Raw genomic sequence first — 25,425 nt, forward strand, 5'->3', positions numbered from 1 at the left:
TGACCGAGGCTGTGTCAAAACGCAGATCGGGACCGAGTGAGCTCACCTCTGTGATCCTCTGATCGGCTGGAGCGCAGGTGACAACGGCCGTTTGGCTCATCGACAAGGCTGGATGTCATTCTTGCTGGTGTCCCAGCCATCGTGATCAGCTTGGGTGCCTAGAGCGATGCCCCCTCAGGACTGGATTGCTGCCAGCAGCGGCCCTGGTCCGAGGATCGCCAGAACCCGCTTCAGGTTATAGGCGAGCACGTGCAGGCTCATCTCGGTGCGCACCCGCTCCAAGGTCCGGGTCAGGAAGTGCGTAGCACCCATCCAGGCCTTGATCGTTCCAAACGGATGCTCCACCGTCTGCCGCCGCAGACGCGGCGTCTCCGGGGCCCGATCGAGCCGCTCCTGCATCGCATCGAGCACATCCTCATGCTCCCAGCGTCTGACCCGGCGCTCCTTGCCGGGCGTACACTGATCTTTGAGCGCACAGGTTTGGCAGCAGCTGGTCCAGTAGAGATGCAGCAGCATCCCATGCTCGATGGTGGAGCATCGTCGCGTCAGGCGCTCTCCGGCGGGACAGCGATAGGTGTCATCCTCGGGATGATAGACGAAGTCCTGCTTGCCGAAGCGTCCGTCAGCCTTGGCGCTCGAGTTGAGGGTCTTGGGCACATAGGGCGTGATCCCAGCTCTCTCGCAGGCCAGGATGTCCTCGCCCTTGTAGTAGCCTCTGTCCGCCAGAGCCTCCAGGCTCGGCGTGCCCATGGCACCCTGCGCCTGCTGGCCCATCACCGATAACTGGCCCCGATCCGAGCCGCTGTTGGTGACCTCATGTGCGACGATCAGGTGGTGCTGGACATCCACCGCGGCCTGAACGTTGTAGCCGACGATGCCCGTGCCGATGCCCCGGTTGGTCATCGCCCGCGCGTCCGGATCAGTGAGCGAGATCTGCTGGTCGGGAGCCGCCAGCACCTGCTGCTCCAGCTCCCGGAACTGCTGCATCTGCTCTCTGAGCGCCGCGATCTTGTCCTTGATCCGCCCGGCCTTCACCTGCGCCAGCTCGCTCTCCTGCCGATCGGCCGTGTCGAGGGCGGACAGATAGTGTGCGATGCTGGCCTCCACCTGCTCGATGCGCTTGGCGAGCTTGGCCGGCGTGAAGTTCTTGTCCCGCGCGTTGACCGCCTTGAACTTGGAGCCGTCGATGGCCACCACCGCCTGCGAGAACAGGTTGAGCGTGCGGCACAGCCCGACGAACTGGCGGCACACGGCCCGAATGGCCGGTCCATTGTCCTTGCGGAAGCGGGCGATGGTCTTGTGATCCGGCTGAAGCTGGCCGGTGAGCCACATCAGCTCAAGGTTGCGGCCGGTCTCCTGCTCGAGGCGGCGGCTGGACGGGATGCGGTTGAGATAGCCATAGATGTAGATCTTGAGCAGGGCCGCCGGATGGTAGGCCGGGCGGCCCGTCGCCTGTGGGATGACACTCTCGAACCCCAGGGCATGCAAGTCGAGTTCCTCGACAAAGACGTCGATCACCCGCACCGGATTGTCGTCACTGACGTACTCGTCGAGGCAGACCGGGAACAAGGTGCCTTGGCTGCGCTCCTGGCCTTGGACAAACCGCTTCATCGCGATCCCTCCAGTCCGTACTGACCCAACCAGATTACTAGATTCCGCGTTTTGACACAGCCTCGACCCACAGGAGACTTTCGCGATGTATCTATATGGATACGTTCTTAGCCTGATCTTTGCTACTTGCGGGAGGCTCACCTCAGCAGCTTTCACCTGATGCGGATCGATCTGGAGCACCCTCTCAGGCCGGGTGAGATCGTCGAAGCATGCTGACTATCAAGGCCGGGATGGTGCCACTCGAGTTCGAGGTCGAGCGCATGGGTACTCAGAGCTCGGGCTATTCCACGCATCTGTGAGCCCGTCGCCGATATTGAAGCCTCCATGAGGATCCCCATGGAGGCTTAGCGTTACCGAGTTGGGACCTCGGGCGGCTGCACTGGGATCATCAGATGCTCGTAGGGCGTGTCGGCATACATGACATAGGGCTGCGAGGTGTCCGGCTTGGGATCACGCGGATAGCCCTGCATCATCCCCTTGGCCCCGACGATCATCACGTGCGATCCCGTCTCGACCCAGTTGTTGTTGGGCTCCGGCTTGGTCGCGAAAGGATCGGTGTTGCTGGAGTCGGTACCGCCCCGCAGCATGTACATGAAGCCGACCTTGCCGGGAGGTGGATCCTTGCGGCCGATCAGAGCGGCGACCCAATCGAGCGCATTGGCGTCCATGCACATTGGATCAGGGCCGGGGGAGTTCGGGTCGTCAGGGATACAGGTGAAGCCGTTCGTGCCCTTTCGGACCGTGCGCATCTCCCCTTGCTCGTTCGCCACCATGACGGTGGCGTTTTTGGCAACCGCGGGCGGGGCCGCCTCCATCGCACTCTTAATGGCTTCCTCATCGCTCATGGGCTTCATGGTGTGCTGAGCCCAAGCTGAGGGAGAGACCGCGACAACGCAAAACGCAACCGACGCGAGAGTGCAAAGCCGTGACATGGCTGACCTCCTGTCATGGTGCGACCTGCCATTGTACTCCGATCATCGTTCCTGGAGAACATAAGAGAGACCTCGCGTCTGACCACACGTTGGGTCAACACCTTCCCCGTGCGGAGGCTTCCGCTTCGATCAAACGTCTCGAAATGGCACCGGGCGGAAGTAGATCGAGGAACCGCTTTCCTGCGGCAAGCGAACCTTCAGACAGTCATGCCGAACGGCTCGGGTTGAAGCGTTGCGGATTTTTGCGGTGATCGCTTCCTGAAGCCTATCTCTCTGAACTTAGCCTTCCGGCAAAGCATCGCCAGCAAAGCCTCCCGGTGCTATCCTGGGCAGGCGCCGATCTGATGTCGGGCGGCCTGACGGGTGTGCCGCGTCGATCGCCTGCGGCTCCCGCTGGCGGGTCTCCTGAAGGGAGAGACGGCCATGGCGACTGCATGGGCGGAGCGGCGGCTGGCGGCAATCCTGGCCGCAGATGTCGTCGGCTACTCCCGCCTCGTCGAAAAGGACGAGGCCAGGACTCTATCGGTCCTGAAAGCCCTTCGCCGCGAGGTGATCGATCCGCTGCTGGCCGAGCATCACGGCCGCATCGTCAAGCTGATGGGCGACGGAGCGCTTGCGGAGTTCGGCTCAGTCGTCGAGGCCGTTGCGTGCGCCATCGCCATGCAGACGGGCGTCGCCAAGCACCAGGCCGATGTTCCGTCCGAGTGGCGGATCGTCTTCCGCATCGGCGTCAATCTCGGCGATGTCGTGGTTGAGGGAGATGACCTGCTCGGCGACGGCGTCAACATCGCAGCACGCCTGGAGAAGATCTGTCCTGCCGGTGCCGTGATGATCTCCGGCACGGCCTACGATCAGCTTCAGGGAAAGATCGACCTGCCGATCAAGTTCGCAGGGGAGCAGCACGTCAAGAACATCGATCGGCCGATCCGAACCTACCGGCTACGCTTGGATTCGGCCAAGCCGTCGGTATACGAGCGCGTCCGGAGCCTTCCGAGGCCTTGGCGAACCACGATTGCCGCCGTCCTGCTCCTTTGCGGCACGGCGGTCGGCTGGTGGCTCTGGCCGACCGCGCCGGCATACACCGGCAAGCCCTCCATTGCCGTGCTTCCCTTCGACAACCTTAACGGCGACGAGGCCACGGGGCGGCTGGCGGACGGGATCACCGAGGACATCATCACCGATCTGGCCCGCTTTCCGGAGTTCGAGGTCGTCGCCCGCAACTCGACCGCAGTCTACAAGAACAAGCCGGCCGACGTCCGGCAGATCGGAACTGACCTTCGGGTGAACTATGTGTTGGAAGGCTCGCTCCAGCGCCTGGGCGAGCGAATCCGCGCCACGGCACAGTTGATCGATGCCACGAGCGGCAACCACATCTGGTCCGAGCGCTGGGATCGTCCCGCCGAGGATGTGTTTGGCATCCAGACCGAGATGGCCGAGCAGGTGGCCAACCGGCTCGGCAGCGGTGCCGGGCTGATCCAGGAGGCGGGGCGCAAGGCCGCGAAGCGGAAGCGGCCTGAGAATCTGAACGCCTACGAACTCTACCTCTTGGGGACCGAGAAGTTGGAGCAAGTCACCAAGGAGAGCGTCAACGAGTCCGTTCGCCTCCTGAAGCGGGCGACCGAGCTGGACCCGACGCTGGCTCGGGCGTGGGTCGAACTCTATTGGGCTTACGAGAACGCAGCCAGCTTCGGCGGCGATACCGAGCAGGCGCACCGCCTCGCCCGAGAGGCTGCCGAACGGGCGGTCGCGCTCGATCCCAGCGATGCCGAAGCTCACGCCGTCATGGGAGCCGCCCTCGGCATGGGGGACGATCTCGTCCGGGCGAAGGCCGAATTCGAAGAGGCCCTGCGCCTGAACCCGGGTTCGGCCGAGTTGCTCACTTTCTATGCGGGCTGGGCCGTGACCTTCGGCAAGCCCGAACGCGGTGTGGAGGCAGCCGACAAGGCCATCCAGCTCAACCCGTATTATCTTCCATGGCAGGCGAAACCGTTCAGCTATGCGTATTTCATGGTGGGTCGGTACGACGATGCCCTGAAGATGCTGGAACGCCTGTCGCCGGACCAGTGGAATCAAGGCGTCGCGCTGCGGCGTGCCGGCACGCTTGCGGGTCTCGGCCGCATGGACGAGGCACGGGCCGCGGTGGCGGATGCCTTGAAGCGGTTTCCCGACCTGACGATCGAGGGTTTCGTCAACGGTCCCGGCATGAATGACCTCGAGCGGCAGCGCTTCATCGAGACGCTGCGGGTGGCGGGCTTTCCGGCCTGCGCCCGGCCCGCGGAGTTGGCCCGTTTTCCTAAGCCGGTGCGACTTCCGGAGTGCATCAAATCGTAGCGAGACTCGATGGCCCATTGGGTGGCTCCGTTGCATTAACCTTGGCCGTATAAAGAGGGGCAGCTATCTAGAGCATCGGACGCAAATTCGAACTCACGTCCGATGCTCTAAGCTTTTGCTTTCCTGCATCTTTCCACGCAAAACCGGTTCCCACTTTTGCGTTCGATGCTCTAAGGAGCCGCTCTGTTGTCTCTGTTCAAGCGCCGCCGCTTTCCGGTTGAGATCATCCTGCTGTGCGTGCGCTGGTACTGCAAATACGGGATCAGTTACCGCGATCTCGCCGAGATGATGCAGGAGCGGGGTGTCGAGGTCGACCCATCCACCATCTTCCGATGGGTTCAGCGCTACGCCCCGGAGATCGAGAAGCGGGTGCGCCAGTACCAAGGACCTCGCTCAGGCTCTTGGCGTGTGGATGAGACGTATGTGCGGGTCGGTGGGCGCTGGAAATATCTGTTCCGGGCCGTCGACAAGCACGGTCAGCTCATCGACTTCATGCTGTCCGACCGCCGGAACAGCCGAGCGGCGTATCGCTTCTTGCGCAAAGCTCTGAAGACGGTGAGCGACCATCCGCCATCCTCGATTACGACCGACAAACTGGCATCGTATCCCACGGCGATCCAGCGTTTGCAGGAGGAGGGCCTGCTGTCGAAGGATGTCAAACACCGGACCTCAAAATACCTCAACAATATCATCGAGGCAGACCACGGCGCGCTCAAGCGCTTGATCCGGCCGACCCGCGGTTTCCAAAGGATGAAAACAGCCTACACGACGATCAAAGGCTTTGAGGTCATGCGGATGATCCGCCGCGGCCATTGCAGCTTGGCACAGCGCGGCGTGACAGGCGAAATCCGTCTTGTGAACCAGCTCTTCGGTCTTGCCGCCTGAGCCATTCATTTCGGCTAGGTTCGTCGTGCCCTTTCCAAGTTAATGCAACATAGCCGAGCAGAGGCTCCACCACGAGGCCGAATACATTGATGCAGCTCTCACGTTCGTCAGTCCGCCAACATCATCTTGCGACGCACGGTCGGACCATACAAATGGCACGAGGCGGACCTTAGCCGTACTTCAGCAATTGCCCGATGAGCTGACCTTTATACGGCCACGCTTAAGGGCCGTGGTCGATCCTAAGCCGACTTTTATGAGGCTTGGCTCCTTCAAGCCACGCCACCTTCCGTAACCGAGAAGGCGTTCTCCGCCTGCGGAAGATGCGAGGGGCTATCCGCCTCTGCCGCAGGCCGTCTGGCCAATGTAGGGGATGCCCGACGCACAGCCGGAGGAGGTGAGGATCCCCCGTTTTAACCAGCCCGGACCCGTTGCCAATTCCGCGCTCGGGCGAGAGCCTTATGGAAGATCGTTCAGAGCGGGTGGAGGAACCAGTGACATCATCAGCCGTCTCGCGTGAAGTGAACAACGCTTCCATCCCCTTCGATACCAAGAGATTGGATGCTCTCCTGGATGAAGCTGGCATCGATATCCTTGTTGCAACCTCGAAACATAGCATCCAGTACCTGTTTGGAGGGTACCGTTTCTTTTTCTTCGCCTACATGGATGCGGTCGGCGTGAGCCGCTATTTGCCGGCCCTGATCTATCCAAAGGGCACGCCGAACGATGCAATTTATGTCGCGAACGCACTGGAGGTGTATGAAAAGAACCTTGGAAGGTTCTGGACCCCAACCGTCCAGCATTCGACTTGGGGAACGCTCGACGTTGCCCAAGCCATCATCGACCACGTTCGACGCCTCGGGGCAGAGAATAAACGGATCGGGATCGAAGCGGCATTCCTTCCGGCTGACGCCTATTTGGCTCTCCGGGCCGGCTTACCGAATGCCGAATTCATCGACGCCTTGCTCCCGCTGGAGCGGCTCAGGGCCCGAAAGACAGGCACTGAGCTCTCAAGTTTGCGGGAAGCCTCGGAGCGCGTGATCGATGCGATGCTGGCTGTGTTCGAGAAGGCGACGCCGGGGTGGACAAAGAACGATCTCGTCCACGCATTGCGTCGCGAGGAGCAGGCACGCGACCTGGCGTTCGAGTATTGTTTGGTTACGGCGGGCACCAGCTTCAACCGAGCGCCGTCGGACCAGATCATTCGCGAAGGCGATATCGTATCGCTCGACTCTGGCGGGAATTACCAGGGGTATATCGGTGATCTGTGTCGGATGGGCATCTTGGGACAACCCGATGCGGAGCTTGAGGACCTCCTGGCCGAGATCGAAGCCATTCAGCAGGCAGCCCGCAGGCCGATAAAGCCGGGTGCTCATGGGCATGAGATCTTTACGGCAGTCGAGGAGCTGCTGTCCCGATCGGCCCACCAGAGCTACACAAGCTTCCTGGCCCACGGCATGGGCATCATCAGCCATGAAGCCCCGCGTTTGACCAGGACTGGTCCGATTCCGTATCCCGACTATGACGCGGACCGGCCGCTTGAGCAGGGCATGGTTGTGTCGGTCGAAACGACCATGCATCATCCCAAGCGAGGCTTTATCAAGCTCGAAGATACTGTCGCAGTAACAGACACCGGCTATGAGGCTTTTGGCGACCAAGGTCGTGGCTGGAACCGATGCTCAAGACAAAGGCAAAGATAACCATCCAGCTTGTTCTAAGCGAGAGAAGTGTCGCGCGGCGATAGGAGTGAGAGGCTGCAAGATCATCGCATGACGCGCTCCCTGTCGCGCGCACGACACAGGTTCGGATTAGACATAGAATCACCTCTGAAACGAACAGGAGGTGCGCCATGAAGATCGACGGGTGCTGCCACTGCGGCTTCATCACCTTTGAGGCGGAGATCGAGCCCGAGAAGGTCTGGCTCTGCCACTGCACCGATTGCCAGACACTCTCGGGATCAGCCTTCCGCACGGTGGCTCCCACGAAGGAGGGTGCCTTCACGCTGCTCTCGGGTGAGGTGAAGAACTACGTGAAGATTGGCAGTAGTGGAGCCAGACGGCTTCACGGGTTCTGCCCCGAGTGTGGGGCGCCCATCTACTCGACGTCAGAGAGTGATGGACCCAAGGTCTACAACCTCCGGGTCGGAACGATCCGTCAGCGGTGGGAGCTCATGCCACGAAGGCAGATCTGGTGTCGTTCGGCCCTGCCCTGGACCAATGAGATCAAGACCCAACAGCGTTTTGAAATGGGACCAGATTGACGCCCGTAGGGTTCTTACCAACACACGTGCCGTAAACGCTTCCGCAAAATGAATTTGTGAACCAGGAAGGGCCGCTGTTGGCACCAGGCTGACCTTAGCCTTACGTCCGCAAAGAGTCCGCGAGGCGACCTTCACGCGACCTCAGTTGAGGACTCAGGTTGACCCACTCCGGACCATTCTTAGGTTGGGGCAGGTGTTTGACGGAGCGATTGCCCCCCTCGGTTCTGAACTTCATAAGCCCATTTCAGGTACCGCTCGGCTGCTTATCACATCGAACACTCGCATTCGAAGCGGGGGCAGCAGAACATCCGCGCTTGCCCCGGATCCACATCACAGGCCGAAGCAAGGTCCACCGAACACCGAACGAATGCAGGGCGATCCACCGCGCCTGCTTCCAGAGGATGTGACGGTCACTCCGCCCTGAGGGCTTGGTGGCATTCGGCGATCTCGCACGACCGGAATAGTGCGATGGTCTCTGATCACGGGTTCTGCCCGATGATCCCGGACGATCACAGGCTCGCGGTGATCTCGAACGATCACGGGCTCACGATGATCACGGATCACAGGCGGCATGCGATGATCGCGCACCACGAAGCCGCTGCCATCGTAGCCGCGGTCCCGTGCTGAGGCTCCGTCGTGTATAGCAACCAAAATCAAACAGGCGGAGAGTGCGACGGCAACTCGGGTGAATGTCATAATTCCGGGTTTCATGGGAGGGCTCCTCTTCGACAAGTGAGGAGCTTAGGATGCGCCCGGTCTGGGATCTGTGAGCGAGGTCACAGGGGAATGTATCTGCATTCTAGTAGCATCAGCGCACAACGACGATGGGCTTCGAAGTCGAACTGGAGAGGGCGCTTCGTCTGCGCGTTTGGAATGTATGGTTCAGGCACGAGGCAGACGAAGGCTGAACTTCCGTATTAATAGAGTAAGCTGACCTTAATAGGGCGACGCCCAACGGCTCAGTTTGACCCAACCCGGACATTCCACTGAATGGACTGACAAGGGAGGCCGCCATACAATTGTGGCGACCATGTCCTCATAAGCAGGCACCGTTTATGGCTGCGATCCGGGCCCACCGACGCCTTGCCGCTATCCTGGCCGCAGATGTCGTCGGGTACAGCCGGCTGATGGAGCAGGACGAGACCGGGACATTGGCAACCCTCAAGGCACGATGGCGCGAGATCGTCCGCCCTCTCATCTCAGAGCATCACGGCCGTCTGGTGAAACTCATCGGTGATGGGGTCCTCGTCGAATTCGGCAGCGCTGTCGACGCCGTCCAATGTGCTATCACCTTGCAGGAGCAGATGGCACAGGCCAATGAGGGCCTCCCGGAGCCGTACCGGATCATATTGCGGATCGGCATCAATCTTGGAGACGTCATCATCGAGGAGGGTGATCTCTTCGGTGATGGCGTCAATGTCGCTGCCCGTCTGGAAAGCTTGGCCGAGCCAGGAGGGATCTGTCTGTCCGGCGGTGTCTACGACCAGGTCAAGCGCAAGCTTCCGGCCGACTTTGCTGCTCTGGGCCCGCAAACGCTCAAGAACATTGCGGAGCCGGTGCATGTCTACCGGATCACCGTCGATAATACGGCCCAGCCAGTAGCATCCAGCCGGGTCGAAGAGCCCTTGGCGCTTCCGGCCAAGCCCTCGATCGCGGTCCTTCCCTTCACGAACATGGGCCAAGACACCGAACAGGAAGCCTTCGTCGATGGTCTGACCGAGGATCTCATCACCGACCTGTCGCGCCATCCCGCACTGTTCGTGATCGCACGCCACTCGACCTTCGCCTACAAAGGCAAGGCCGCTGATGTCCGTCAGATCGCTCGCGATCTTGGCGTCCGCTATCTCCTGGAGGGCAGCGCCCGACGAGCGGCCGGGCGGGTGCGGATCAATGCCCAACTTGTTGATGCGAGCAGAGGCGAGCACCTGTGGGCGGAGCGATTTGACCGCGTGCTGGAAGACATCTTCCGTGTCCAGGACGAGGTGATCGCTCGGATTGTGGAGGCTTTGCTCGGCCGGCTTGCGGCACCGCCTCCACGGATTCGGCCCACAAACCTGAGAGCTTACGATCTGTGCGTGCGTGCCCGTGCACTGGTCGGAAGGTCGCCAGAAGCGGAGCGCGAAGCCACCCTGTTGCTGCAACAGGCGATTGCTCTCGATCCTGATTATGCCGAGGCCCATCGATGGCTGGCCTTCAATCTCTGGGCAACATGGGTGCATTGGGGCGGCCCCATAGAGCCGGGGCGGCACCGAGCCGTTGAGTTGGCGGAGAAAGCGGTCGCGCTCGACCCGAACGATGCGGGGAGCCGTTGGGTTCTCGGTCTTCTGCTCGCGTATGAGGGGCGCTGGTCGGAATCGGATGCAGAGTATGCGACCGCGCTGAAGCTGGATCCGAACCATGCCGATGCCTGGGCGATGCAGTCCGAGCTTCTGACGTACAATGGACAGTCCACCGCTGCCATCGAAGGGGTCCAGAAAGCGCTCCGCCTGAACCCACATCCGGCGGGATGGTATTACTGGGCACTCGGGTTGGCCCAGTATGGAGCGCGCCAGTACGAAAATGCCGTCGAAACATTGCGCAACGAGGCGACCTACCGGAGTGGCTCGCGACGCATCCTGGCCGCGAGTCTGGCTCAACTCGGGTCCATGGACGAGGCACACCAAGAAGCGACATTGTTCATGGCGAACAATCCACACTTCACGATCAGTTCTTGGGCTTCGTCCCAGCCTTTCCGGGATGAGAGAATGCGCGACCATTTCGTGGACGGGTATCGGAAGGCTGGTCTGCCGGAGTAACGGTCAGGTGCTCCAGATTGGCTCCAAGTCCCGCCAGGAGATCAACTGTGTCACATCGGTTAACTTCCGCACTTGGCACGCCTGAGTCCTGCATGCTTGGTCCGCTTCGGCACTCAAGTGCCGACGTTCATTAGGCAGTCGGAACGTGAAATTTTGACCCTAACCGGACATTCCCTGGCTGGCTCTTTCACATTCACACGGTAGGCTCCCACTCGGCCTGGAGACACGCACACCGTGTCCCGAAACGTGTGCGTCTGGCTGCCCTTGGCTGTATACTGGGCTTCACGCTCCGTGTTCGTGGGCTCCAGAACACAGGAGGATGCCAATGCGCCTCTGCACAAGTGTTCTTGCCTGTCTCACCGCGCTCGGCTTTCCTGCGTTGGCCGTTGCCCAGTTTGCCATCAGCCATCCTAGAATTGGCCTGCTCGCGTGGGATACCTGCGAGATGCCGGACCTGATAGCTGGTCTGAAAGACCTGAGCCGCAAGCCAGGTGAGGACATTGTCATCGAGAGCCGTTCGGCAGGGAAACGATATGACGGGCTTGCACCAGCAACGGCTGAACTGGTGAAGCTGCCGGTCGATGTGATCGTCTCAGAGTCTGAGCCCGCCGGGCATATGGCCCGGTCGGTGACCCGGACCGTTCCCATCGTCACGATCCTGAGCGGAGACCCAGTTGGCTCCGGACTGGCCCAGAGCCTTGCAAAGCCGGGAGGCAATCTGACAGGCTTGACCTATTACGCCACCGAGCTCACCGGCAAGCGCCTGGAGTTGCTCAAGGATATGGTTCCAGGGATCTCGTCCATCGGGGTGTTGGCGAACCCGGACGTATCCCATCTTCCCTTCGAGGAGGACACGCGCAAGGCCGCCAAACTCCTTGGCATCACGCTCGTTGTCCGCCAAGTTCGTGAGCCGAGTGCGTTGGATGGCGCTATTCATCAGATGAAGGCGGAGAGAGCGCAAGCTGTCTTTGTTCTGCCCGACATGATGTTCGCCTCTGAGGCCAAGCACATTGCCGATGTGGCTCTGGCCGAACAGCTACCTGTGATGGCTTGGGGCGGCTGGTTTACGGAACTGGGCGGTCTCATGGCGTATTCGGCTGATTATGCGAGCCTTGTGCGCGGCCTCGCTCTCTATGTCGACAGGATCCTGAAAGGTGCTCAACCGGGCAACCTTCCGATTGAACAGGCAACCCGTTTTGAGCTGTCCCTCAATCTGCGCACGGCTCGCACCATTGGAGTGACGATCCCGCCCGAACTCCTCTTGCGTGCTGACAAAGTGATTGAATGACACAGGATGAGCCTATGGAACTCTTAACGGTGCTGTAGAAATCCTGCATTCGACAGCAAAAGCCACTCACCTCAATCCGTCCTCTGGGCAGCCCAGCGCATCTGGGTGACTCGAATCTGCCTCAACTCGAGTCACCTGATCCAGGAATAGGCTTCATTACCAGTCGCTTACGCATCCATGCGGTCGTTACTGCCGAATGCTGCGATTCTTGGCGCTCATCGGTCCGATGACATTGAATGGCATCAAGGGGAGTGGCGTCGTTCAAGCACGTCGTCGGCGAAAGCCATAAGCGAGCCAGGGAACGTCAGACCAAGATCATCGGCTGTTTGGAGATTGAGCACGAGTTCGTAGCGGCTTGGCTGCTCGAAGGGGAGTTCACTTGGCTTGGTCCCGCCGAGCACGCGCGCCGTGTAGACCGCAAGACCTCGATCCACCCCTTTCCAGTCAATGCCGTATGACATGAGGGCGCCGGCCTCTGTCATCCGACGGAACGGGCTCATGAGCGGCAGCCGGTACTGTCTCGCCAAACGTGCAATCCGATCGGCGTGAGGGACATGGTTGGCATCCGCGAGGACGAGAACTGCCGTTGCTCCTTCCCGCACCATGGAACCGAAGCGGGCTTCGTAGTCGCTGGAGTAGGGAAATTCCTGGATGCCGACACCGCGCTGCTGGGCTTCGCGCCAAAGCTGTCGCATGCCCCCATAGGTTCGTTCTGCGCTGAGCAACCCGACATAGGATATTTTTGGCGCCGCCTCCAAGAGGAGATCGAGCTCCTTGCTGTAGAAGTCAGGTCCCAGGTCAATTGCGATGCCTGTGATGCTGCCGGATGCTCGCGTAAGGCTCGATATGACTCCCTGTTCGATCGGGCTCAGAGCTGAGACGACAATTGGGATTGTGCCGATCACGGAATTCAACAAACGCGCCCAGCCATGCGAGGTCGTTACGATGACATCCGGCGCAAGCCGACGAATGTCGTCCATCACTTCGGTCCACTCGTCCCGCGGACCGCCCCAATCCTCCACACCTTCACGCCAGCTCACGGCAAGGTTCACGCCGGCTTCATAGCCGTGACGTCGGAGTTCTTTCAGGAAGACGGGCCAACGCGGTGAGGCCGGGTCAGAGGTCATTTGATCGGACCAAGCGTTCCCTACCAGCAAGAGCTGCCGAACACGGTTCCTTGGCTGTGCCGGTGCTCGCCGTGCAAAGCTCGCGGCGAGCACTCCGCCGAGGATGAGATCGCGCCGCCTCATCCGACCACCTCATGATGGCATCATAGTGCGCTATTCGATAACGTGCCTCGTTCTCATGTTACCCCTAACGACAAGCCGATGCCAGCAGGACAAGCCGCGATGTAATCAAGTCCGGTGGCGTTTGCGGCCGAATGCCGTAGAAATCCCCATGGCTAGGCATAGCCTTTCACGAAAATCCACCTATGAACCCGCAATGTCTCCAAGTGGCACGCCCGAGACCAGAGCCCGACGGCAGCAATCCTCATCGAGCCGGACCTTCCTCAAGGGCAGCGAATTTCGGTGCCTGGTCCAATGAGGCGTTGCCACATTGGTGGAGAGCGGCTCGATGTGCTCTGTTGAGGTCCGCTCAGGGCCGACACCGCCGTAGCCCGCCAATTCGTGAAGGAGAGGCCTCGGGTTGTGCCGAACGCATTGTCCTGACGCTGAATTCTCCACCTCGGTGACGCAATGGGTGTATGATCTTGATGCGCAATTGCGCCTGCCGCAGAGGAGCGCGGCCTGGAAATTGGCATCCAATACCCCCCGTATGACCGGCTGGTGCATAGGAGCCGTGGCGTCAATGCTCTTGCTCAAGCTGGTTCAGACCCTCTGACGCAGAAGCACAGGAGGATCGAGCAATGCAATCTCGCAGCGCATTGAGCATAGTCGCCACTGCCGTTCTCGGCCTGGCACCTGTCGTGCCGGCTCCCGCGGTTGCTGAAATCAGCAAAGTCACCGTCAATTCCACCCAGGACATCGGACCGTTCCATGGGAAGAGCTACCGGCAAGTCGAAGCCACGCTGGAGGGCAAAGCGTCCGGTGGGGAATACTCGGTCCCCGTCACAATGGCCTTCCCCACGAACCCCGCCGACGCTAGTGGAGTGGCAGTAGTCGATGTCGTGAATACCGTAACCATCGGCAAAGAGCAGTGGGTCATCGGCGGGCGCGTCCTCCCCGTGGCACGCATTCACATGGGTGACGACTTTCTGTTCGGAGCCGGCCGGTCCTACATCGCGCCCCTCTGGGACAAGACCGCCGTCGAGGCTCTCAAGACGGGATCGATCGCTGCACCGGCCGATGGTTACACAATCATCGCGGATGCCGCAGAACTCGCCCGGAATGCCGCCAAATACATGCCCGATGGCCCCCCGGCCGCGACGACCACTATCGCCTACGGCTTCTCGCAGTCTGGCTCGGTGCTGCGGGGCTGGCATGCGGATCGATACAACACACGCTCCGGCAGGCCCGTGTTCGAGGGTAGTATTCTCGGAGGGGATGGCGGTGCCTGTCGTGATCTGGTGGCGCAGAAAAGAAAAGCCTGCCCGGGCGTTGTGGCCGACGGTGGAAAGGTCATGGTGTTTGCGACGGAGACTGATGTCGAGACCGGAGGGTTCGCAGACCGCGGAGAAGGGTCCGACTATCGCGTGATCGAAGTCGCAGGTGTGTCGCATATTCCCGCCAGCGCCGCGGACTTCCGGCAGCACGGTCTTCCCGAACAGAACCCGGTCGACTTCGGACCCGCGCTTCGCGCGGCTCTCGTCAACATGGAAGGCTGGATCAAGGGAGCGGAGCCGCCAGCCAACGCCCTGATCGAGTTGAGCGACGACTCCGCTCGGAATGTGCAGGGGATGCCCTTCAGAGAGGCAAAGCGCGATGCGGACGGGAATGCGCTCGGTGGATTGAGGCTTCCGCATCTGCCGACAACGCTCGCGAACGGGGAGCACGTCGGCGCACCGGTTGGCAGCTACAATGGTCTCGCATGGAAGCATGAGAACGGGAACTTCTTCTTCTTAATCAGTGGAAGTTTCGAGTCATTCCCGGCAACGAAGCTTCAGACCCTTTATCCGAGTCAGGAGGCCTATGTTCGCTCGGTCGCTGCCGCAGCCGATGAACTCGTCCGGCTTCGGCAAATTCTCCCTGAGGATGCCCAAGCCTACGTCCAGACGGCTCAGGCGAAGGGCTTAACCCGTTAGAAACAGGTGCGGGGGAGGAGCGTGCACGGGTTCAGCCGAGCTATCCTGCGTGTTTCACGCCGTCTCACGGACAAATAAGGGCAGTCTTTGCACTCCTGAGACGTCAGGACTTGGTCCGCTTCGGCGCTCGAGAGCCGACGTTCATTTGGGCGATCGGAACGTGAATATCTGACCCATTCCGGACCATTCGGTGGGTGGCATATGCTAGAATATCGCGGAATGGGGGCGGCGCCACACCTCCGTCACGTCCCACTCAGCGAAATGCGGATCACAATTATCCGGGAGAGCGGCAAATATTCTGCCAGCGCTTCGCAAGCATGATTGATATTGCATCGAAATAGACACTTCTTATGCGCATGTCATTTAACCGAATTCACGAACATCTTCGCTTGACGATTACTGTTCGCGGGCGTGTGATTGGCGGGTTGCTCAAGGGCTGCCATCCAGCCCGTTAGTAGCGTTTGAGAACTCCGGTCAAACTCAGGAGGAAGTCGGATGCCCATCTACATCACACGTGGCCGTTATGCGGCAGAGTCCATCAGGAACCTCGTTGCCAATCCCGAAGATCGCTTGCCAGCCGTCCGTAATCTGGTCGAGGCCGCCGGCGCGAAGCTCCTGAGCTTCTATATCACCCTCGGCCATTATGATTTTCTGCTGATCACGGAGGCCCCCAGCGCCAAAGAGGCGTCGGCGTTCATTCTGGCCGCCGCCGCTGCCGGCAGCGTCACTGACAATGAGACGACGGAGGCGTTCACCCCCTCGGAGGCCCAGCAGGTTTTTGCGGGCGCCAGCAAGGCCGCGGAAAACTACAAACGACCAGGCAAGTAGCGTTCTTGTCTGCCCACCGCAGGTCACACATCGGATCGAGCACACGAGTGTCGGTCCCATTCGAGCATTCGGATTGAACCCGCACGATTGGGTGTGCCTTGACATGCCCAGCCTTAGCTGACTTTCGTAAGGCCACACCCAACGGCTCAGTTCCTGGCCCAGTGCTGAAATTCCACCCGTGACAGAGGGCGCTGTTCGGGCGAGTGCCGCCAACTCTCATGTCTGGGAGAGGAAAGATCCATCCACGCTGTGATCAGAATCTATTCTGGTCAAGGAGCCAAGGAGCTTTTTGATCTGCTGGAAAAGTGTAAGTCAGATGTGGGAAGTCTGATGCGGACGGTAACGGGATTTGTCAGCTACCCCCTGATCCGCAATGCGCTCTATGGCCGGTAGCGATACACCCGTGCCAGTTCGGTTGGCGCCACGAACACCGTCTCGGCGGTGCGAAAGCCTGCGTTCAGCCCTAGGGCGCGCCATCCAGCAACGGGCTCCGGATAGTCGGATGCACGAACATGGGTGATCATCGCATCCCACTCGGTCGCATCCAAGTCAGGCCACAAGGGGGGGCTGCCGTGCTCAAAGCGATCAAGCCAGCCATCGCGGTCCTCGCCGTCGCTCAGGGTTGGCTCCCAGATCAGGAACAGACCGTTGGCATTCAGAATGCGCCGCACGTGGTGCATCACGCCGCCTTTGGCATCCGTGCCGAGATGGTGCAGGGACTGCCCGATCCAGACGACATCTACCGGCTCCGACCAGTTTGCCAGCGCCTCGGCGAAGTCCGCCTGAACAAGAGTGACCGGGCAGGGCAGGGGCTTCAAGGTTTCCGCTGCGAGAGCCAGGGCCTGCTCTGACAGGTCGATTCCGACGTAGCGGGCGACCGCTGTTTCCTTGAGGGCGGCTGCACTGCCTGTGGCATCTCCACATGCGATGTCGAGGAAACGGAAGGGCTGCGGGGCTTCCGTGACCAGGATCTCGTGCAGCAGGCCGTAGACCTCGCGGTGAAACATGTAATTGCGGTCGATCACCTTGCGGTATGTCTGCCACTGGGTCTGGAAGATGGCTTGCGTGGCCATGACGCCCTCCCGCGGAACACCAACTCCTGGGCGAGGTTAGGCCTCAGGCCTGATGGAGATGAAGGGTATCACACTTCGGCCCGAGAGGAGGTGCTCACCCTGAACCGTCAAGCTCCCGGCGTGCTTCGCCGCGCATGCTGGTTCGCGACCCGGCCTCAATCTGGTATCCTTTACGGAGCGCGGAGGCCGGCCATGCGGATCGCGGTGATGGGCGCTGGTGGGATAGGCGGATACCTGGGCGGCCGGCTGGCTGCCGTGGGCGAGGAGGTGGCCTTCGTGGCCCGGGGCGCTCACCTCGAGGCTCTGCGCCAAAATGGTCTACACATTGAAAGCCCGTTTGGTGACCTGCATCTGCCACAGGTGATAGCGACGGACGCCCCTGCCGAGATCGATCCAGTGGATCTCGTGCTGTTCACGGTCAAGCTTTACGACAGCGAGAGGGCCGCGGCAGCCCTTGCGCCTCTCGTTGGCCGCCACACCCGTGTCCTGACGCTCCAGAACGGGATCGATAGCCTCGACATCCTCGCGCGGCATGTCCCGTCCGGCCAACTCATTGGCGGTTCGATCTACGTTGCGGCCTCCATCGCACGGCCCGGGGTGATCAGCGTGCCCGGCGGCTCCAGGCGCCTGGTGGTGGAGCAGGCCAGCGATCCGGTGGTGCAAACCTTAAGACAAGCCTGTGAGCGGGGCGTCGGCATCGATATCGAGACTGTGGAGGACGTTGCCCCCGTCCTGTGGGAGAAGTTCGTGATCCTCTGCGCCTTCGCCGGAGCCACAACCCTGATGCGGGCTGGCATCGGAACGATCCTGGCCGACCCGGAGGCCCGCCTCTTCATCGAGCAACTCCGTGATGAAGGTTTGGCGGTGGCAGCGGCATCCGGCCATCCCGTTCCGGAAGAGCATCACCGACGGTTCATGGTGCTATGGCAGGCTCTGCCTCCCGAGACGCGATCCTCGATGGCCAACGATCTTGCCCGTGGCAAGCGGCTCGAACTCGAATGGCTATCCGGGCGCATGCATGCGCTCGGCGCAGATCTGGGAGTGCCGACGCCAGCCCACACGGCGGTGTACCGCGCTCTGCACCTGCATGCTCACCCGGCTTGAGGCTGACCGTGCAGCTCAACGGCACCGGATATCGTCGTTCCACTGTGGGTGAGGAGGGGCTTCTGAGATGAGCGAGTACAACGAGTACTTCACTGCCCCCAGCTTCGCTGTCGTCACCATCAGGGATGGCAAGGTGAGAAACGTGTTCGGCCCGTTCGACTCCCGTGAGGAGGGGCAGGCATTCGGCTGTTGCCAGGATTGCACCTTCGAGGTGGTGAGACTGACCGCGCCGATGCAGAAAAAGCAGCCAGTGACGATCACCTTCGAGCATTCGCCGGAGAAGGCCCAAGTGGTCAACGCGCTTGCGCGGGAACTCGGCGTCTCCTGGAGTGAAGGCTTTCCGGCCGGAGACACCTTCGTTCTCAAAGGTCGGCTTAACCGGAACGAGATCCACGCATTCAGGACCCGTTTCGGCCAGGAGCCGTGGTTCACGCTTCACGTCTGAGTGGCCGCCGAGAGCACGCTACGGGAACTTCGAGACCGTCCTGAAGCGGTTTTACCTCCGTTGGCAATTGCTTCTGGCCACCCTTCAGGCAAAGCTGAACCGCTGACCAAAAAGCGTCTTCTCGGATTTACGTGGCACCTATGGCATCATGCGTGAGCCTCTTTCAGGGAGGACTCCACATGCCTGAGACCGACGACACGCAAGGGCCGCTCCGGTTCAACGTCTACGGTCGGTTCTTAATCGAACTTCGGCGCGAGGGTGATGCGTGGATCGCCTACCGGGTCGATGGCGAGGGCAGGCGACGCAGGGACAACAGCACCGTGATCCCGCCGGATCTGCCGGAAGGGAAGGTTGCCTCGTATCTGGACGACATCTTCCATGAGTGGGCGAAGCCGGGTGACGTTGTCACTCGGGTCTGAGTGCTTGTCGAAGCGTCCTCTCGGAATTGCGGCGGTAATCCGCGCTGGAACTCATGCTCCAGGCTGCGGCCCATCGTATCCTTCAATGACAGCAATGTTCAGATCAGCCTTGCCGTCGCGAAATGCCTTGGCTTTAGTATATTCCGAGGAGTGGTAGCAGGCCAAAGCCGTGTCGAAGTCCTCGAACTCGACCACCTCCGCTTTGCCGCCTCGCACAAGGAAGCGGGCGCCATACTTTACGAGGGCGGTTGCGTTCGCCACGATGTAGGCCTTGTATCCCTCAGGATCCGTCACGTCACCCGATACGACCCAGTAGCCTTTTGGCATATCGCGCTCCTTACGACTTGGTCTTCAACGCAGCCAAGATATCATGTTCATCAAGCGGACTGGGATCTGCCGAGGACAGTTTCATAAACGGGTGACCGAAAATTACGGCCTGTCCTGAGCAGACGCAGCTTGCGGTGGCAGGATCGCGCATTTCGTCATGTGCAGGATGCTGCGGCTGCTAACATCGGGCTGGTAGAACGAGCCGCACCAATGTCCACCGGCTGTTTCGCCAGTATCTCCCGGCAACCCCCGGTATTGAATCCGTTCGCTCGGTACGTCGACCCACTGGCCATCCACGAACATCTGCAGGTCGCCCGAGATGAACCGATAGAAGGCCGGGCGGCAATCCTGGTCATCGCAGCAGCTCGCGCCCTCCTCGTCCCTCAGATGCGAGTAGATGTCGTGGGCCAGGGCTGGCAGTGGCAGGTTGATGACGAGAACGGCGGCCATCAAGGCTGATCTTAAAGACATACACCCCTCCCTTACGGGCCTGGTCCCTCAGGGGCGGCTCGGGCCGGTGTCAAAGCCTCAAGGGGCTGCGAGAGAGCCGAGGTCAACTCAGACTTGAGAATACGCCCCTTTCGCTGGACCTACAATCAACCCGAGCCGAGGGCGGGCTTTTCCGGTTCCATGAACGATTTCCGCGAAATTGAACCGCGGGTCTTCTCGCGTCTACTCGATGATCTCATCGGCCTGCGCGAGGAGCGGGGTTGGAACGTCAATGCCCAGGGTCCTAGCTATCTTTAGGTTGACGGCGAGTTCGAACGTGGTTGGGTCCTCGATAGGTATTTCACTCGCTGGTGCGCCACGAAGGAGACGGGCGATGAAGTCGGCAACACGCCTCTGGAGAGCAGCACGATCCACCCCATAGGCGATGAGACAGCCACTCGTGGCCATGTCACGCCACTCGCAGATGGCGGGCAACCCGGCTTTTAGAGCAAAGTCGGCCAGACGGGCAGCGTCGTTCGCGAAGACAGACGAGGACGCGATCAGGAGGGCGTCTGCCCCGGACGAGCGGATCGCGTTGAAGGTCGTCTCGTACTCCTCCGGTCCCGCCGTGTAGAAGCTCTCGATGCTGATCCCGGCCGTCTGCGCGATGGTCTGAACCGACCGATCCGTGGGAGTGTTCAGCGAGCGGCGATGAAACAGCACCGCGATGCGCCGCCTCGTGGGGAAGGCTTCGTGCAGGAGATGCAAGCGCTTTCCATCCAGTTCCGGGCTGAGGAGGACGACACCTGTGATGTTGCCGCCTGGACGGACGTAGCTCTGGGCCCATCCTGCTGCGACCGGGTCCTCGCCTCCATAGGCCATGACAATAGGAATGGTGCTGGTCGCCGCCCGAGCCGCCCTGATGGCGCTTGGACCCACGGCAACAATGACGTCGGGCTTCGTTGCGACAAGTTCGACAGCAAGAGCAGGAAGGCGCTCATAGACGTCGTCGGCAGAAAAGACCTGAACACTGAGGTTACGCCCTTCTACGAAGCCAAGGCGTGCCAGCTCCGGAAGGTTTAACCGACGGAAGGTACGTGCGCCGAACTGGTTGGGGGTCACCAGGCCGACCCGCCAGACCTTCTCCGGCGTCTGCGCAAGGAGCGGAGTAGGAAGCAGTGAGATGGCAAGCGCACTGAGCAAGAGGTCTCGTCGCCTCATCGGATCACCCTCACACCGGACTACCAGAGCCAATCCTACTCGCTGCCACGGAATGTGACGAGGCCGTCCACACATGACTTCCGCGAAGTTGGAGATGTCAACCGGGAAGGTCCGGTAGGGCACTGGGCCTACCTTGGCCGTACTTCCGCTCTGAGGTCGAATGCAGTCGTTCGTGCCAAGCGCTGTAGGGAAGGACTTTTGTTACACAAAGCTGATCCAAAGTAGGTTTTACCTCAGCCTATCTCTTTGTTTTTCTTGAATACTGCGCCATGTGGTTCTCCTCCCCTCGGCTCCATTAAGGCTCATTGGACTTGTGGGCGCCTGACGTTTTGCTGGAACATGAAGAAACGGATTGTCAGCTTTCACCTTGACGAAGAACAGCACTGGGTTGCTGAACTTGAATGTGGCCACAATCAACATGTCCGCCATAATCCGCCTTGGACCATTCGTCCCTGGGTGATTACAGAGGAAGGCCGCGATAGGGCGCTAGGCCACGAGCTGAACTGCAAGAAGTGCGACGTCGGTGCACCACCGGACCAGGGTAATCTGCATTAATCCCTCAGCTGGCACAGAGCCGAATTAGACCAGGCGTTTGAATCAGCGTCGAATGCTGCCCCCTGCGCCGACTGCCAGCAAGTGCATGACGTTGCTGCAAATTCATGGCATCGGGGGGGCATCATCAGTGCCGATCATGACCCCGCCAAATTTCCATTTGCTGTGGCTAAGCCAAAGCTTTGCGCTTCTCTCGCGAGGGGTCAACCTTCGGTGCCGCTTCACACTCTGAGGTTCAGCCTCAATGTGCCATGAATATCGGCAGCTTCGAATGGGTAAGAATATAGCTGGTTGCTCCCCCGAAGATCATCTGTCGAAGGCGGCTCTGCGTGTAAGCGCCCTTGAAGAGAAGATCCGCGCGTAATTGGGTTGCATATTCGAGAATGGCCTCGCCTGCCGTTCTCGACTGCATGTTGCGCGTGACTGGCTCAGCTGCAATGTTTTGTCTCTGAAGGCGAGCGACCAACTCCTCGCTCTTAGGCCCATCCCCGCCCCAGCCCTCTATCGTCAAGACAAACACGCGCTTGGCTTTCGAGAGGATTGGCAACCCAAGAGCCACGGTGCGGGCCGTTTCCGTGCTGCCATTCCAGGCGATGACGATCGTGCCATTCCAGGCGATGACGATCGTCTCGCCGATTGATCCTGGCGCGGAGGGTGGGACGAGCAGAACAGGTCGGCCGCTCTCGAAGAGAGCCGCTTCCACTGTCGTCATTGGCGGTGGGTCGCGGTGCTGCCCTGGCCGGCCGAGAACGATCAGGTCGAATACCCGACCGAAGTTGCCGATGTGGCTTTCACCGAACAACTGCTTGCTAGTCCAGCTATACGATACCCCATCTGGAGTTTCAGACTGTGTTGGGACCGCGCGGGACAGCATGACGCGCTCGAACAACTCCCGCAACCGTTCCACCCTATCCTCCTGTTCCTTCTCATTAAGAACAGTCCAATCCGACGGGATATCAAAGGCAGCAACATTTGGAACATCGGGCCCGAGCGCCAAGCCCTCAATGTGGCTCCCGAACCGGCTGGCAACCAAGAGGGCGACATCAAGAACAGAGCGCATAAATGCATGCTGCTCGACAGGGACCAGAACCGTTTTCATGTCACCACCTCCGTCGCTTTACAAGCAAGCCAAGGCGAACTCAATATAGCCGGAACAGTGGAGCAAAGCTGTATGGAGAGCAGAAGGAATTGTGGGGCAACGGCGCCTCCCGCAATAGAATACTGCCTCTCACCGGGCTTGCTCCAACCTTCTGTAGGGCCCCACAACCAGCCGCCCCATAGAACCTCATGCTCTCCAGCAGGAGAGAGGAGGGCAGGTCAGGAGCGGAAAGCCGACCTTCACACAGCCATACTGAAGTGCAATCCGTGACCCACAGGAGATCTTCGTGCTGGTATGCGAGCAGGGTTGGTCTTATCCAGCCCTACAAGTCCGATCCAAGCTTTCGGATCTCAACGTGACATTTCCGACGTTATAGCCAGCCCATGCGCATGTCTTGCTTCCATGAAGCCCTTCCAGCCCGCCGGGGATCAAAATAGACGCTAGGACGTCGCACACCGAGATTACCGGCTGGCCTTGAACGATGGGTCGGCCAAGGCGGCACGGTTCCAGCCACGGCCACGATCTCCGAAGGCCTCGTAACCAGCCTTCGTGATAGCGACCGTTTCCTCGAGCTTGATGAACCCTCGCCGAGGGTGCTGGAGCGTCGTCTCAATCGAGATGGTCATGCCCGCTGGTAGCGAACGGTCCCGGTCAAACGCAGAATAGGGCCACGGGCTACTCGTGGTCAGCCGGGGTGCCTCATGGCTGATCAGCCCCATGCCGTGCGCGACAAAGCTCGCATTGCCGCCGGAAAAACGCTGCATAAGCGGCTCGACGGCCGCAAAGATCTCTGCACCGATCACCCCATCCCGGAGCGGTTTGCGCGCGGTTTGCTGGACCTCTTCGATCTGCTCCAGCAGCTCACGCAGCTCGGCATCAGGCTCACCCAAGATGCCCATGCGGCAGTGATCGCCGATATAACCCCGGTAGTTGCCGCCGGAATCCAGCGACATGATATCGCCCTCTTCGAGAACCTGATCCGAGGGAGCACGGTTGAGGCTCTTGCCAGCGGTGATCAGGCAGTACTCGAACAGCAGGCCTCGGACGGTCTCCTCGCGCCGGAGGGCTTCAACGACGTCGCGTTTGGTCTGACCGGGGCGCACGGTCGAAAAGACCGCGAGCATGGCGTCGATGACACCTTCGGAGGCCTGCTTCAGCAACTGCAACTCCGCCGCCGTTTTCACGGCACGCAGGCGCTCGAGCGTGAAGACCGCATCCACGATCTCGCTTCGTGGCATCGCGTCCTTCAGGACGAGATACGCATCGGCAGGCAGAAAGCCCGCCTCGATCCCGATCCGCTGCAAGGGACGGCCGAGGTGATGAAGATGTTCGATGCAAAGCTGCATGGCATCGGTTGTGGACCGTGCCTTTGCCTGGACGTTGGGAACCCAGAATCGCCCCAGCTCGTGCTCGAAGGTTTCATGCGAGTTGGCGATATAGGCACTCGCCTCGGGATGTCCGCGGCAGTAGATGAAGATCGGCAGATAGCGGCTTAGTCCGATCGCATCCATGTAATCGAACATGAAGAAGCGGTAGCCGCCCAGCATGTACTGCACGTTGTGCTTGGACGTGACGATCAGCACGTCAAAGCCTTCCGCCTCCATCAGTGTGTCGAGCTGCTGATGGTTGAAGGGGGGAACTCCCCGGTCAGAAGGCGTGGCGGAGGAGATCTCGGAGGTCATCGACTTCTCCCAGAGCTGCCACGTCAGCCTGGCGGTGCCGTCTGGGATGTGGTGGACTTTTGAGAGGGTGGCGTAGTCTCCGGGTGTTGAAGCCCACAAAACGGGATTCGGGCGTTGGAGCGCCAGGGTCCCATTGGAGACCACGCCATGACGGACCCTATCAGCAAGTCACATTCTGCGCATCTGACCGGCCAACCTGACGCCCGACTTTTCGACAACTGGATCGACCCGATCGAGACCGGCGTGCGCGAGCGGGTGCGCGATTGGATCCAAGGCCTCATCCAGGCCGAACTGGAGGCCGCTCTCGGCCGACCCCGCTATGGCCGGTCGCCTGCTGGCGAGCCGTCCGTCGGCACGCGCGGCTACCGCAACGGCTGCCGGTCGCGCACGCTCACCGGCACCTTCGGGCCGACGGAGATTTCCGTGCCGCGGGCCCGCCTGCACACCGAGGATGGCGGCACCACCGAGTGGAGGAGTGCTGCCCTGCGGGCCTATCAGCGCCGCACCAAGGCCGCCGATGCCCTGATCGCCTCGGCCTATCTGGCCGGCACCAACACCCGGCGGGTGCGCCGGGCGCTGGCCTCTTTGTTCGGCGGCGCGGTGGGCAAGGACACGGTCAGCCGGATCTGGCGCCAGGTGCAGACCGACTGGCAGGCCTGGAACCAGCGCTCGCTCGCCGACGAGCCGATCGTCCGGCTGATCCTTGACGGCACGGTGGTGCGGGTCCGGCTCGACAAGAAGGCGACGTCGATCTCGCTCCTGGTGGTGATCGGCATCCGTGAGGACGGGCAGAAGGTGCTGCTGGCGGTCAGGAACATGGGCGGCGAGACCACGGCCGCTTGGCGTGCGGTCCTCGACGACCTCGTCGCGCGCCAGCTGCGCCGGCCAGCCTTTGTCATCGTGGATGGCGCGCCGGGCCTGGAGCAGGCGCTCGCGGCCGTGTGG

General features: G+C 60.8%; 23 protein-coding genes. 14 read left to right on the top strand and 9 right to left on the bottom strand.

What is annotated here, in order from left to right:
• Positions 1-174: 174 nt before the first annotated feature.
• Positions 175-1,611 carry an IS1182 family transposase gene (locus tag DDF70_RS27000; RefSeq protein ID WP_114947838.1) on the bottom strand — a complete coding sequence of 479 codons (1,437 nt, stop codon included), beginning with the start codon at positions 1,609-1,611 and terminating at the stop codon, positions 175-177.
• Between the two features lie 350 nt (positions 1,612-1,961).
• Complete coding sequence (locus tag DDF70_RS27005; RefSeq protein ID WP_245435663.1) at positions 1,962-2,456, bottom strand: hypothetical protein; 495 nt, start codon at positions 2,454-2,456, stop codon at positions 1,962-1,964.
• Positions 2,457-2,966: 510 nt separating this feature from the next.
• Between DDF70_RS27005 and DDF70_RS27010 the strand changes: the two genes are divergently transcribed.
• The 7 genes from DDF70_RS27010 (at position 2,967) to DDF70_RS27035 (ending at position 12,099) form a co-directional block, all read left to right on the top strand.
• Complete coding sequence (locus tag DDF70_RS27010) at positions 2,967-4,874, top strand: adenylate/guanylate cyclase domain-containing protein (RefSeq protein WP_114947857.1); 1,908 nt, start codon at positions 2,967-2,969, stop codon at positions 4,872-4,874.
• Between the two features lie 186 nt (positions 4,875-5,060).
• On the top strand, positions 5,061-5,759 hold the full coding sequence (locus DDF70_RS27015; RefSeq protein ID WP_114947839.1) for an IS6 family transposase: 699 nt from the start codon (positions 5,061-5,063) through the stop codon (positions 5,757-5,759).
• A 458-nt stretch (positions 5,760-6,217) separates the two neighbouring features.
• Positions 6,218-7,456, top strand: coding sequence for a M24 family metallopeptidase (locus DDF70_RS27020; protein WP_114947840.1), 1,239 nt, complete (start codon positions 6,218-6,220; stop codon positions 7,454-7,456).
• A gap of 149 nt (positions 7,457-7,605) precedes the next feature.
• Positions 7,606-8,016 (top strand): GFA family protein, encoded by a 411-nt coding sequence (locus tag DDF70_RS27025; RefSeq protein WP_114947841.1) that lies wholly within the window; start codon positions 7,606-7,608, stop codon positions 8,014-8,016.
• Positions 8,017-8,484: 468 nt separating this feature from the next.
• Positions 8,485-8,643 carry a hypothetical protein gene (locus tag DDF70_RS36985; protein WP_162820699.1) on the top strand — a complete coding sequence of 53 codons (159 nt, stop codon included), beginning with the start codon at positions 8,485-8,487 and terminating at the stop codon, positions 8,641-8,643.
• A gap of 428 nt (positions 8,644-9,071) precedes the next feature.
• Positions 9,072-10,811, top strand: a complete 1,740-nt coding sequence (locus DDF70_RS27030; RefSeq protein ID WP_114947842.1) for an adenylate/guanylate cyclase domain-containing protein — start codon at positions 9,072-9,074, stop codon at positions 10,809-10,811.
• Positions 10,812-11,136: 325 nt separating this feature from the next.
• Positions 11,137-12,099, top strand: coding sequence for an ABC transporter substrate-binding protein (locus tag DDF70_RS27035; protein ID WP_245435664.1), 963 nt, complete (start codon positions 11,137-11,139; stop codon positions 12,097-12,099).
• A 242-nt stretch (positions 12,100-12,341) separates the two neighbouring features.
• On the opposite strand, the gene DDF70_RS27040 is transcribed toward DDF70_RS27035, so the two are convergent.
• Positions 12,342-13,226: an ABC transporter substrate-binding protein gene (locus tag DDF70_RS27040; protein WP_162820700.1), complete on the bottom strand. Its 885-nt coding sequence runs from the start codon at positions 13,224-13,226 to the stop codon at positions 12,342-12,344.
• A gap of 740 nt (positions 13,227-13,966) precedes the next feature.
• Between DDF70_RS27040 and DDF70_RS27045 the strand changes: the two genes are divergently transcribed.
• Both DDF70_RS27045 and DDF70_RS27050 read left to right on the top strand, forming a co-directional pair.
• Complete coding sequence (locus tag DDF70_RS27045; protein ID WP_114947845.1) at positions 13,967-15,301, top strand: alpha/beta hydrolase domain-containing protein; 1,335 nt, start codon at positions 13,967-13,969, stop codon at positions 15,299-15,301.
• 495 nt (positions 15,302-15,796) lie between these two features.
• Positions 15,797-16,129 carry a GYD domain-containing protein gene (locus DDF70_RS27050; RefSeq protein WP_114947846.1) on the top strand — a complete coding sequence of 111 codons (333 nt, stop codon included), beginning with the start codon at positions 15,797-15,799 and terminating at the stop codon, positions 16,127-16,129.
• A gap of 380 nt (positions 16,130-16,509) precedes the next feature.
• On the opposite strand, the gene DDF70_RS27055 is transcribed toward DDF70_RS27050, so the two are convergent.
• Entirely contained in the window at positions 16,510-17,202 is a 693-nt protein-coding gene (locus DDF70_RS27055; protein ID WP_114947847.1) for a class I SAM-dependent methyltransferase, read from the bottom strand.
• Between the two features lie 192 nt (positions 17,203-17,394).
• Here DDF70_RS27055 and DDF70_RS27060 point away from each other — a divergent pair, with 192 nt between their 5' ends.
• The 3 genes from DDF70_RS27060 to DDF70_RS27070 all read left to right on the top strand — a co-directional run bounded on the left by DDF70_RS27060 (position 17,395) and on the right by DDF70_RS27070 (position 19,170).
• The gene (locus DDF70_RS27060) at positions 17,395-18,306 is read left to right on the top strand and encodes a ketopantoate reductase family protein (RefSeq protein ID WP_114947848.1); all 912 of its coding nucleotides are present in this window, start codon (positions 17,395-17,397) and stop codon (positions 18,304-18,306) included.
• Between the two features lie 67 nt (positions 18,307-18,373).
• Positions 18,374-18,751, top strand: coding sequence for a hypothetical protein (locus DDF70_RS27065; protein ID WP_114947849.1), 378 nt, complete (start codon positions 18,374-18,376; stop codon positions 18,749-18,751).
• A 179-nt stretch (positions 18,752-18,930) separates the two neighbouring features.
• Positions 18,931-19,170 carry a DUF7661 family protein gene (locus tag DDF70_RS27070; RefSeq protein WP_114947850.1) on the top strand — a complete coding sequence of 80 codons (240 nt, stop codon included), beginning with the start codon at positions 18,931-18,933 and terminating at the stop codon, positions 19,168-19,170.
• A gap of 51 nt (positions 19,171-19,221) precedes the next feature.
• On the opposite strand, the gene DDF70_RS27075 is transcribed toward DDF70_RS27070, so the two are convergent.
• The 3 genes from DDF70_RS27075 to DDF70_RS27085 all read right to left on the bottom strand — a co-directional run bounded on the left by DDF70_RS27075 (position 19,222) and on the right by DDF70_RS27085 (position 21,129).
• Positions 19,222-19,497 carry a DUF1330 domain-containing protein gene (locus tag DDF70_RS27075; RefSeq protein ID WP_114947851.1) on the bottom strand — a complete coding sequence of 92 codons (276 nt, stop codon included), beginning with the start codon at positions 19,495-19,497 and terminating at the stop codon, positions 19,222-19,224.
• A gap of 102 nt (positions 19,498-19,599) precedes the next feature.
• Positions 19,600-19,968: a hypothetical protein gene (locus DDF70_RS27080; RefSeq protein WP_162820701.1), complete on the bottom strand. Its 369-nt coding sequence runs from the start codon at positions 19,966-19,968 to the stop codon at positions 19,600-19,602.
• Between the two features lie 201 nt (positions 19,969-20,169).
• On the bottom strand, positions 20,170-21,129 hold the full coding sequence (locus DDF70_RS27085; protein WP_162820702.1) for an ABC transporter substrate-binding protein: 960 nt from the start codon (positions 21,127-21,129) through the stop codon (positions 20,170-20,172).
• 357 nt (positions 21,130-21,486) lie between these two features.
• On the opposite strand from DDF70_RS27085, the gene DDF70_RS39070 reads away from it, so the two are divergent.
• Entirely contained in the window at positions 21,487-21,702 is a 216-nt protein-coding gene (locus DDF70_RS39070) for a DUF3565 domain-containing protein (protein ID WP_114947854.1), read from the top strand.
• A 238-nt stretch (positions 21,703-21,940) separates the two neighbouring features.
• Here the strand turns inward: DDF70_RS39070 and DDF70_RS27095 are convergent, their stop codons facing one another.
• Both DDF70_RS27095 and DDF70_RS27100 read right to left on the bottom strand, forming a co-directional pair.
• Entirely contained in the window at positions 21,941-22,798 is an 858-nt protein-coding gene (locus DDF70_RS27095) for a universal stress protein (protein WP_114947855.1), read from the bottom strand.
• A gap of 461 nt (positions 22,799-23,259) precedes the next feature.
• On the bottom strand, positions 23,260-24,480 hold the full coding sequence (locus DDF70_RS27100; protein WP_114947856.1) for a M24 family metallopeptidase: 1,221 nt from the start codon (positions 24,478-24,480) through the stop codon (positions 23,260-23,262).
• Between the two features lie 147 nt (positions 24,481-24,627).
• Here DDF70_RS27100 and DDF70_RS27105 point away from each other — a divergent pair.
• Positions 24,628-25,425: IS256 family transposase (locus tag DDF70_RS27105; protein WP_170316127.1), on the top strand; the 798-nt coding region annotated here is incomplete at its 3' end.

This window comes from Microvirga calopogonii (assembly GCF_003347665.1).
In the GTDB taxonomy this organism is placed as follows: Bacteria; Pseudomonadota; Alphaproteobacteria; order Rhizobiales; family Beijerinckiaceae; genus Microvirga; species Microvirga calopogonii.

Excerpts from the sequence above, each read along its gene's own strand:
- DDF70_RS27095 (WP_114947855.1), bottom strand. The coding sequence starts at position 22,798 with ATGAAAACGGTTCTGGTCCCTGTCGAGCAGCATGCATTTATGCGCTCT.
- DDF70_RS39070 (WP_114947854.1), top strand. The coding sequence starts at position 21,487 with ATGAAGAAACGGATTGTCAGCTTTCACCTTGACGAAGAACAGCACTGG.
- DDF70_RS27005 (WP_245435663.1), bottom strand. The coding sequence starts at position 2,456 with ATGAGCGATGAGGAAGCCATTAAGAGTGCGATGGAGGCGGCCCCGCCC.
- DDF70_RS27080 (WP_162820701.1), bottom strand. The coding sequence starts at position 19,968 with ATGTCTTTAAGATCAGCCTTGATGGCCGCCGTTCTCGTCATCAACCTG.
- DDF70_RS27055 (WP_114947847.1), bottom strand. The coding sequence starts at position 17,202 with ATGGCCACGCAAGCCATCTTCCAGACCCAGTGGCAGACATACCGCAAG.
- DDF70_RS27070 (WP_114947850.1), top strand. The coding sequence starts at position 18,931 with ATGCCTGAGACCGACGACACGCAAGGGCCGCTCCGGTTCAACGTCTAC.
- DDF70_RS27100 (WP_114947856.1), bottom strand. The coding sequence starts at position 24,480 with ATGACCTCCGAGATCTCCTCCGCCACGCCTTCTGACCGGGGAGTTCCC.
- DDF70_RS27040 (WP_162820700.1), bottom strand. The coding sequence starts at position 13,226 with ATGACCTCTGACCCGGCCTCACCGCGTTGGCCCGTCTTCCTGAAAGAA.
- DDF70_RS27025 (WP_114947841.1), top strand. The coding sequence starts at position 7,606 with ATGAAGATCGACGGGTGCTGCCACTGCGGCTTCATCACCTTTGAGGCG.
- DDF70_RS27000 (WP_114947838.1), bottom strand. The coding sequence starts at position 1,611 with ATGAAGCGGTTTGTCCAAGGCCAGGAGCGCAGCCAAGGCACCTTGTTC.
- DDF70_RS27010 (WP_114947857.1), top strand. The coding sequence starts at position 2,967 with ATGGCGACTGCATGGGCGGAGCGGCGGCTGGCGGCAATCCTGGCCGCA.
- DDF70_RS27035 (WP_245435664.1), top strand. The coding sequence starts at position 11,137 with ATGCGCCTCTGCACAAGTGTTCTTGCCTGTCTCACCGCGCTCGGCTTT.
- DDF70_RS27020 (WP_114947840.1), top strand. The coding sequence starts at position 6,218 with ATGGAAGATCGTTCAGAGCGGGTGGAGGAACCAGTGACATCATCAGCC.
- DDF70_RS27065 (WP_114947849.1), top strand. The coding sequence starts at position 18,374 with ATGAGCGAGTACAACGAGTACTTCACTGCCCCCAGCTTCGCTGTCGTC.
- DDF70_RS27045 (WP_114947845.1), top strand. The coding sequence starts at position 13,967 with ATGCAATCTCGCAGCGCATTGAGCATAGTCGCCACTGCCGTTCTCGGC.
- DDF70_RS27060 (WP_114947848.1), top strand. The coding sequence starts at position 17,395 with ATGCGGATCGCGGTGATGGGCGCTGGTGGGATAGGCGGATACCTGGGC.
- DDF70_RS27050 (WP_114947846.1), top strand. The coding sequence starts at position 15,797 with ATGCCCATCTACATCACACGTGGCCGTTATGCGGCAGAGTCCATCAGG.
- DDF70_RS36985 (WP_162820699.1), top strand. The coding sequence starts at position 8,485 with ATGGTCTCTGATCACGGGTTCTGCCCGATGATCCCGGACGATCACAGG.
- DDF70_RS27075 (WP_114947851.1), bottom strand. The coding sequence starts at position 19,497 with ATGCCAAAAGGCTACTGGGTCGTATCGGGTGACGTGACGGATCCTGAG.
- DDF70_RS27030 (WP_114947842.1), top strand. The coding sequence starts at position 9,072 with ATGGCTGCGATCCGGGCCCACCGACGCCTTGCCGCTATCCTGGCCGCA.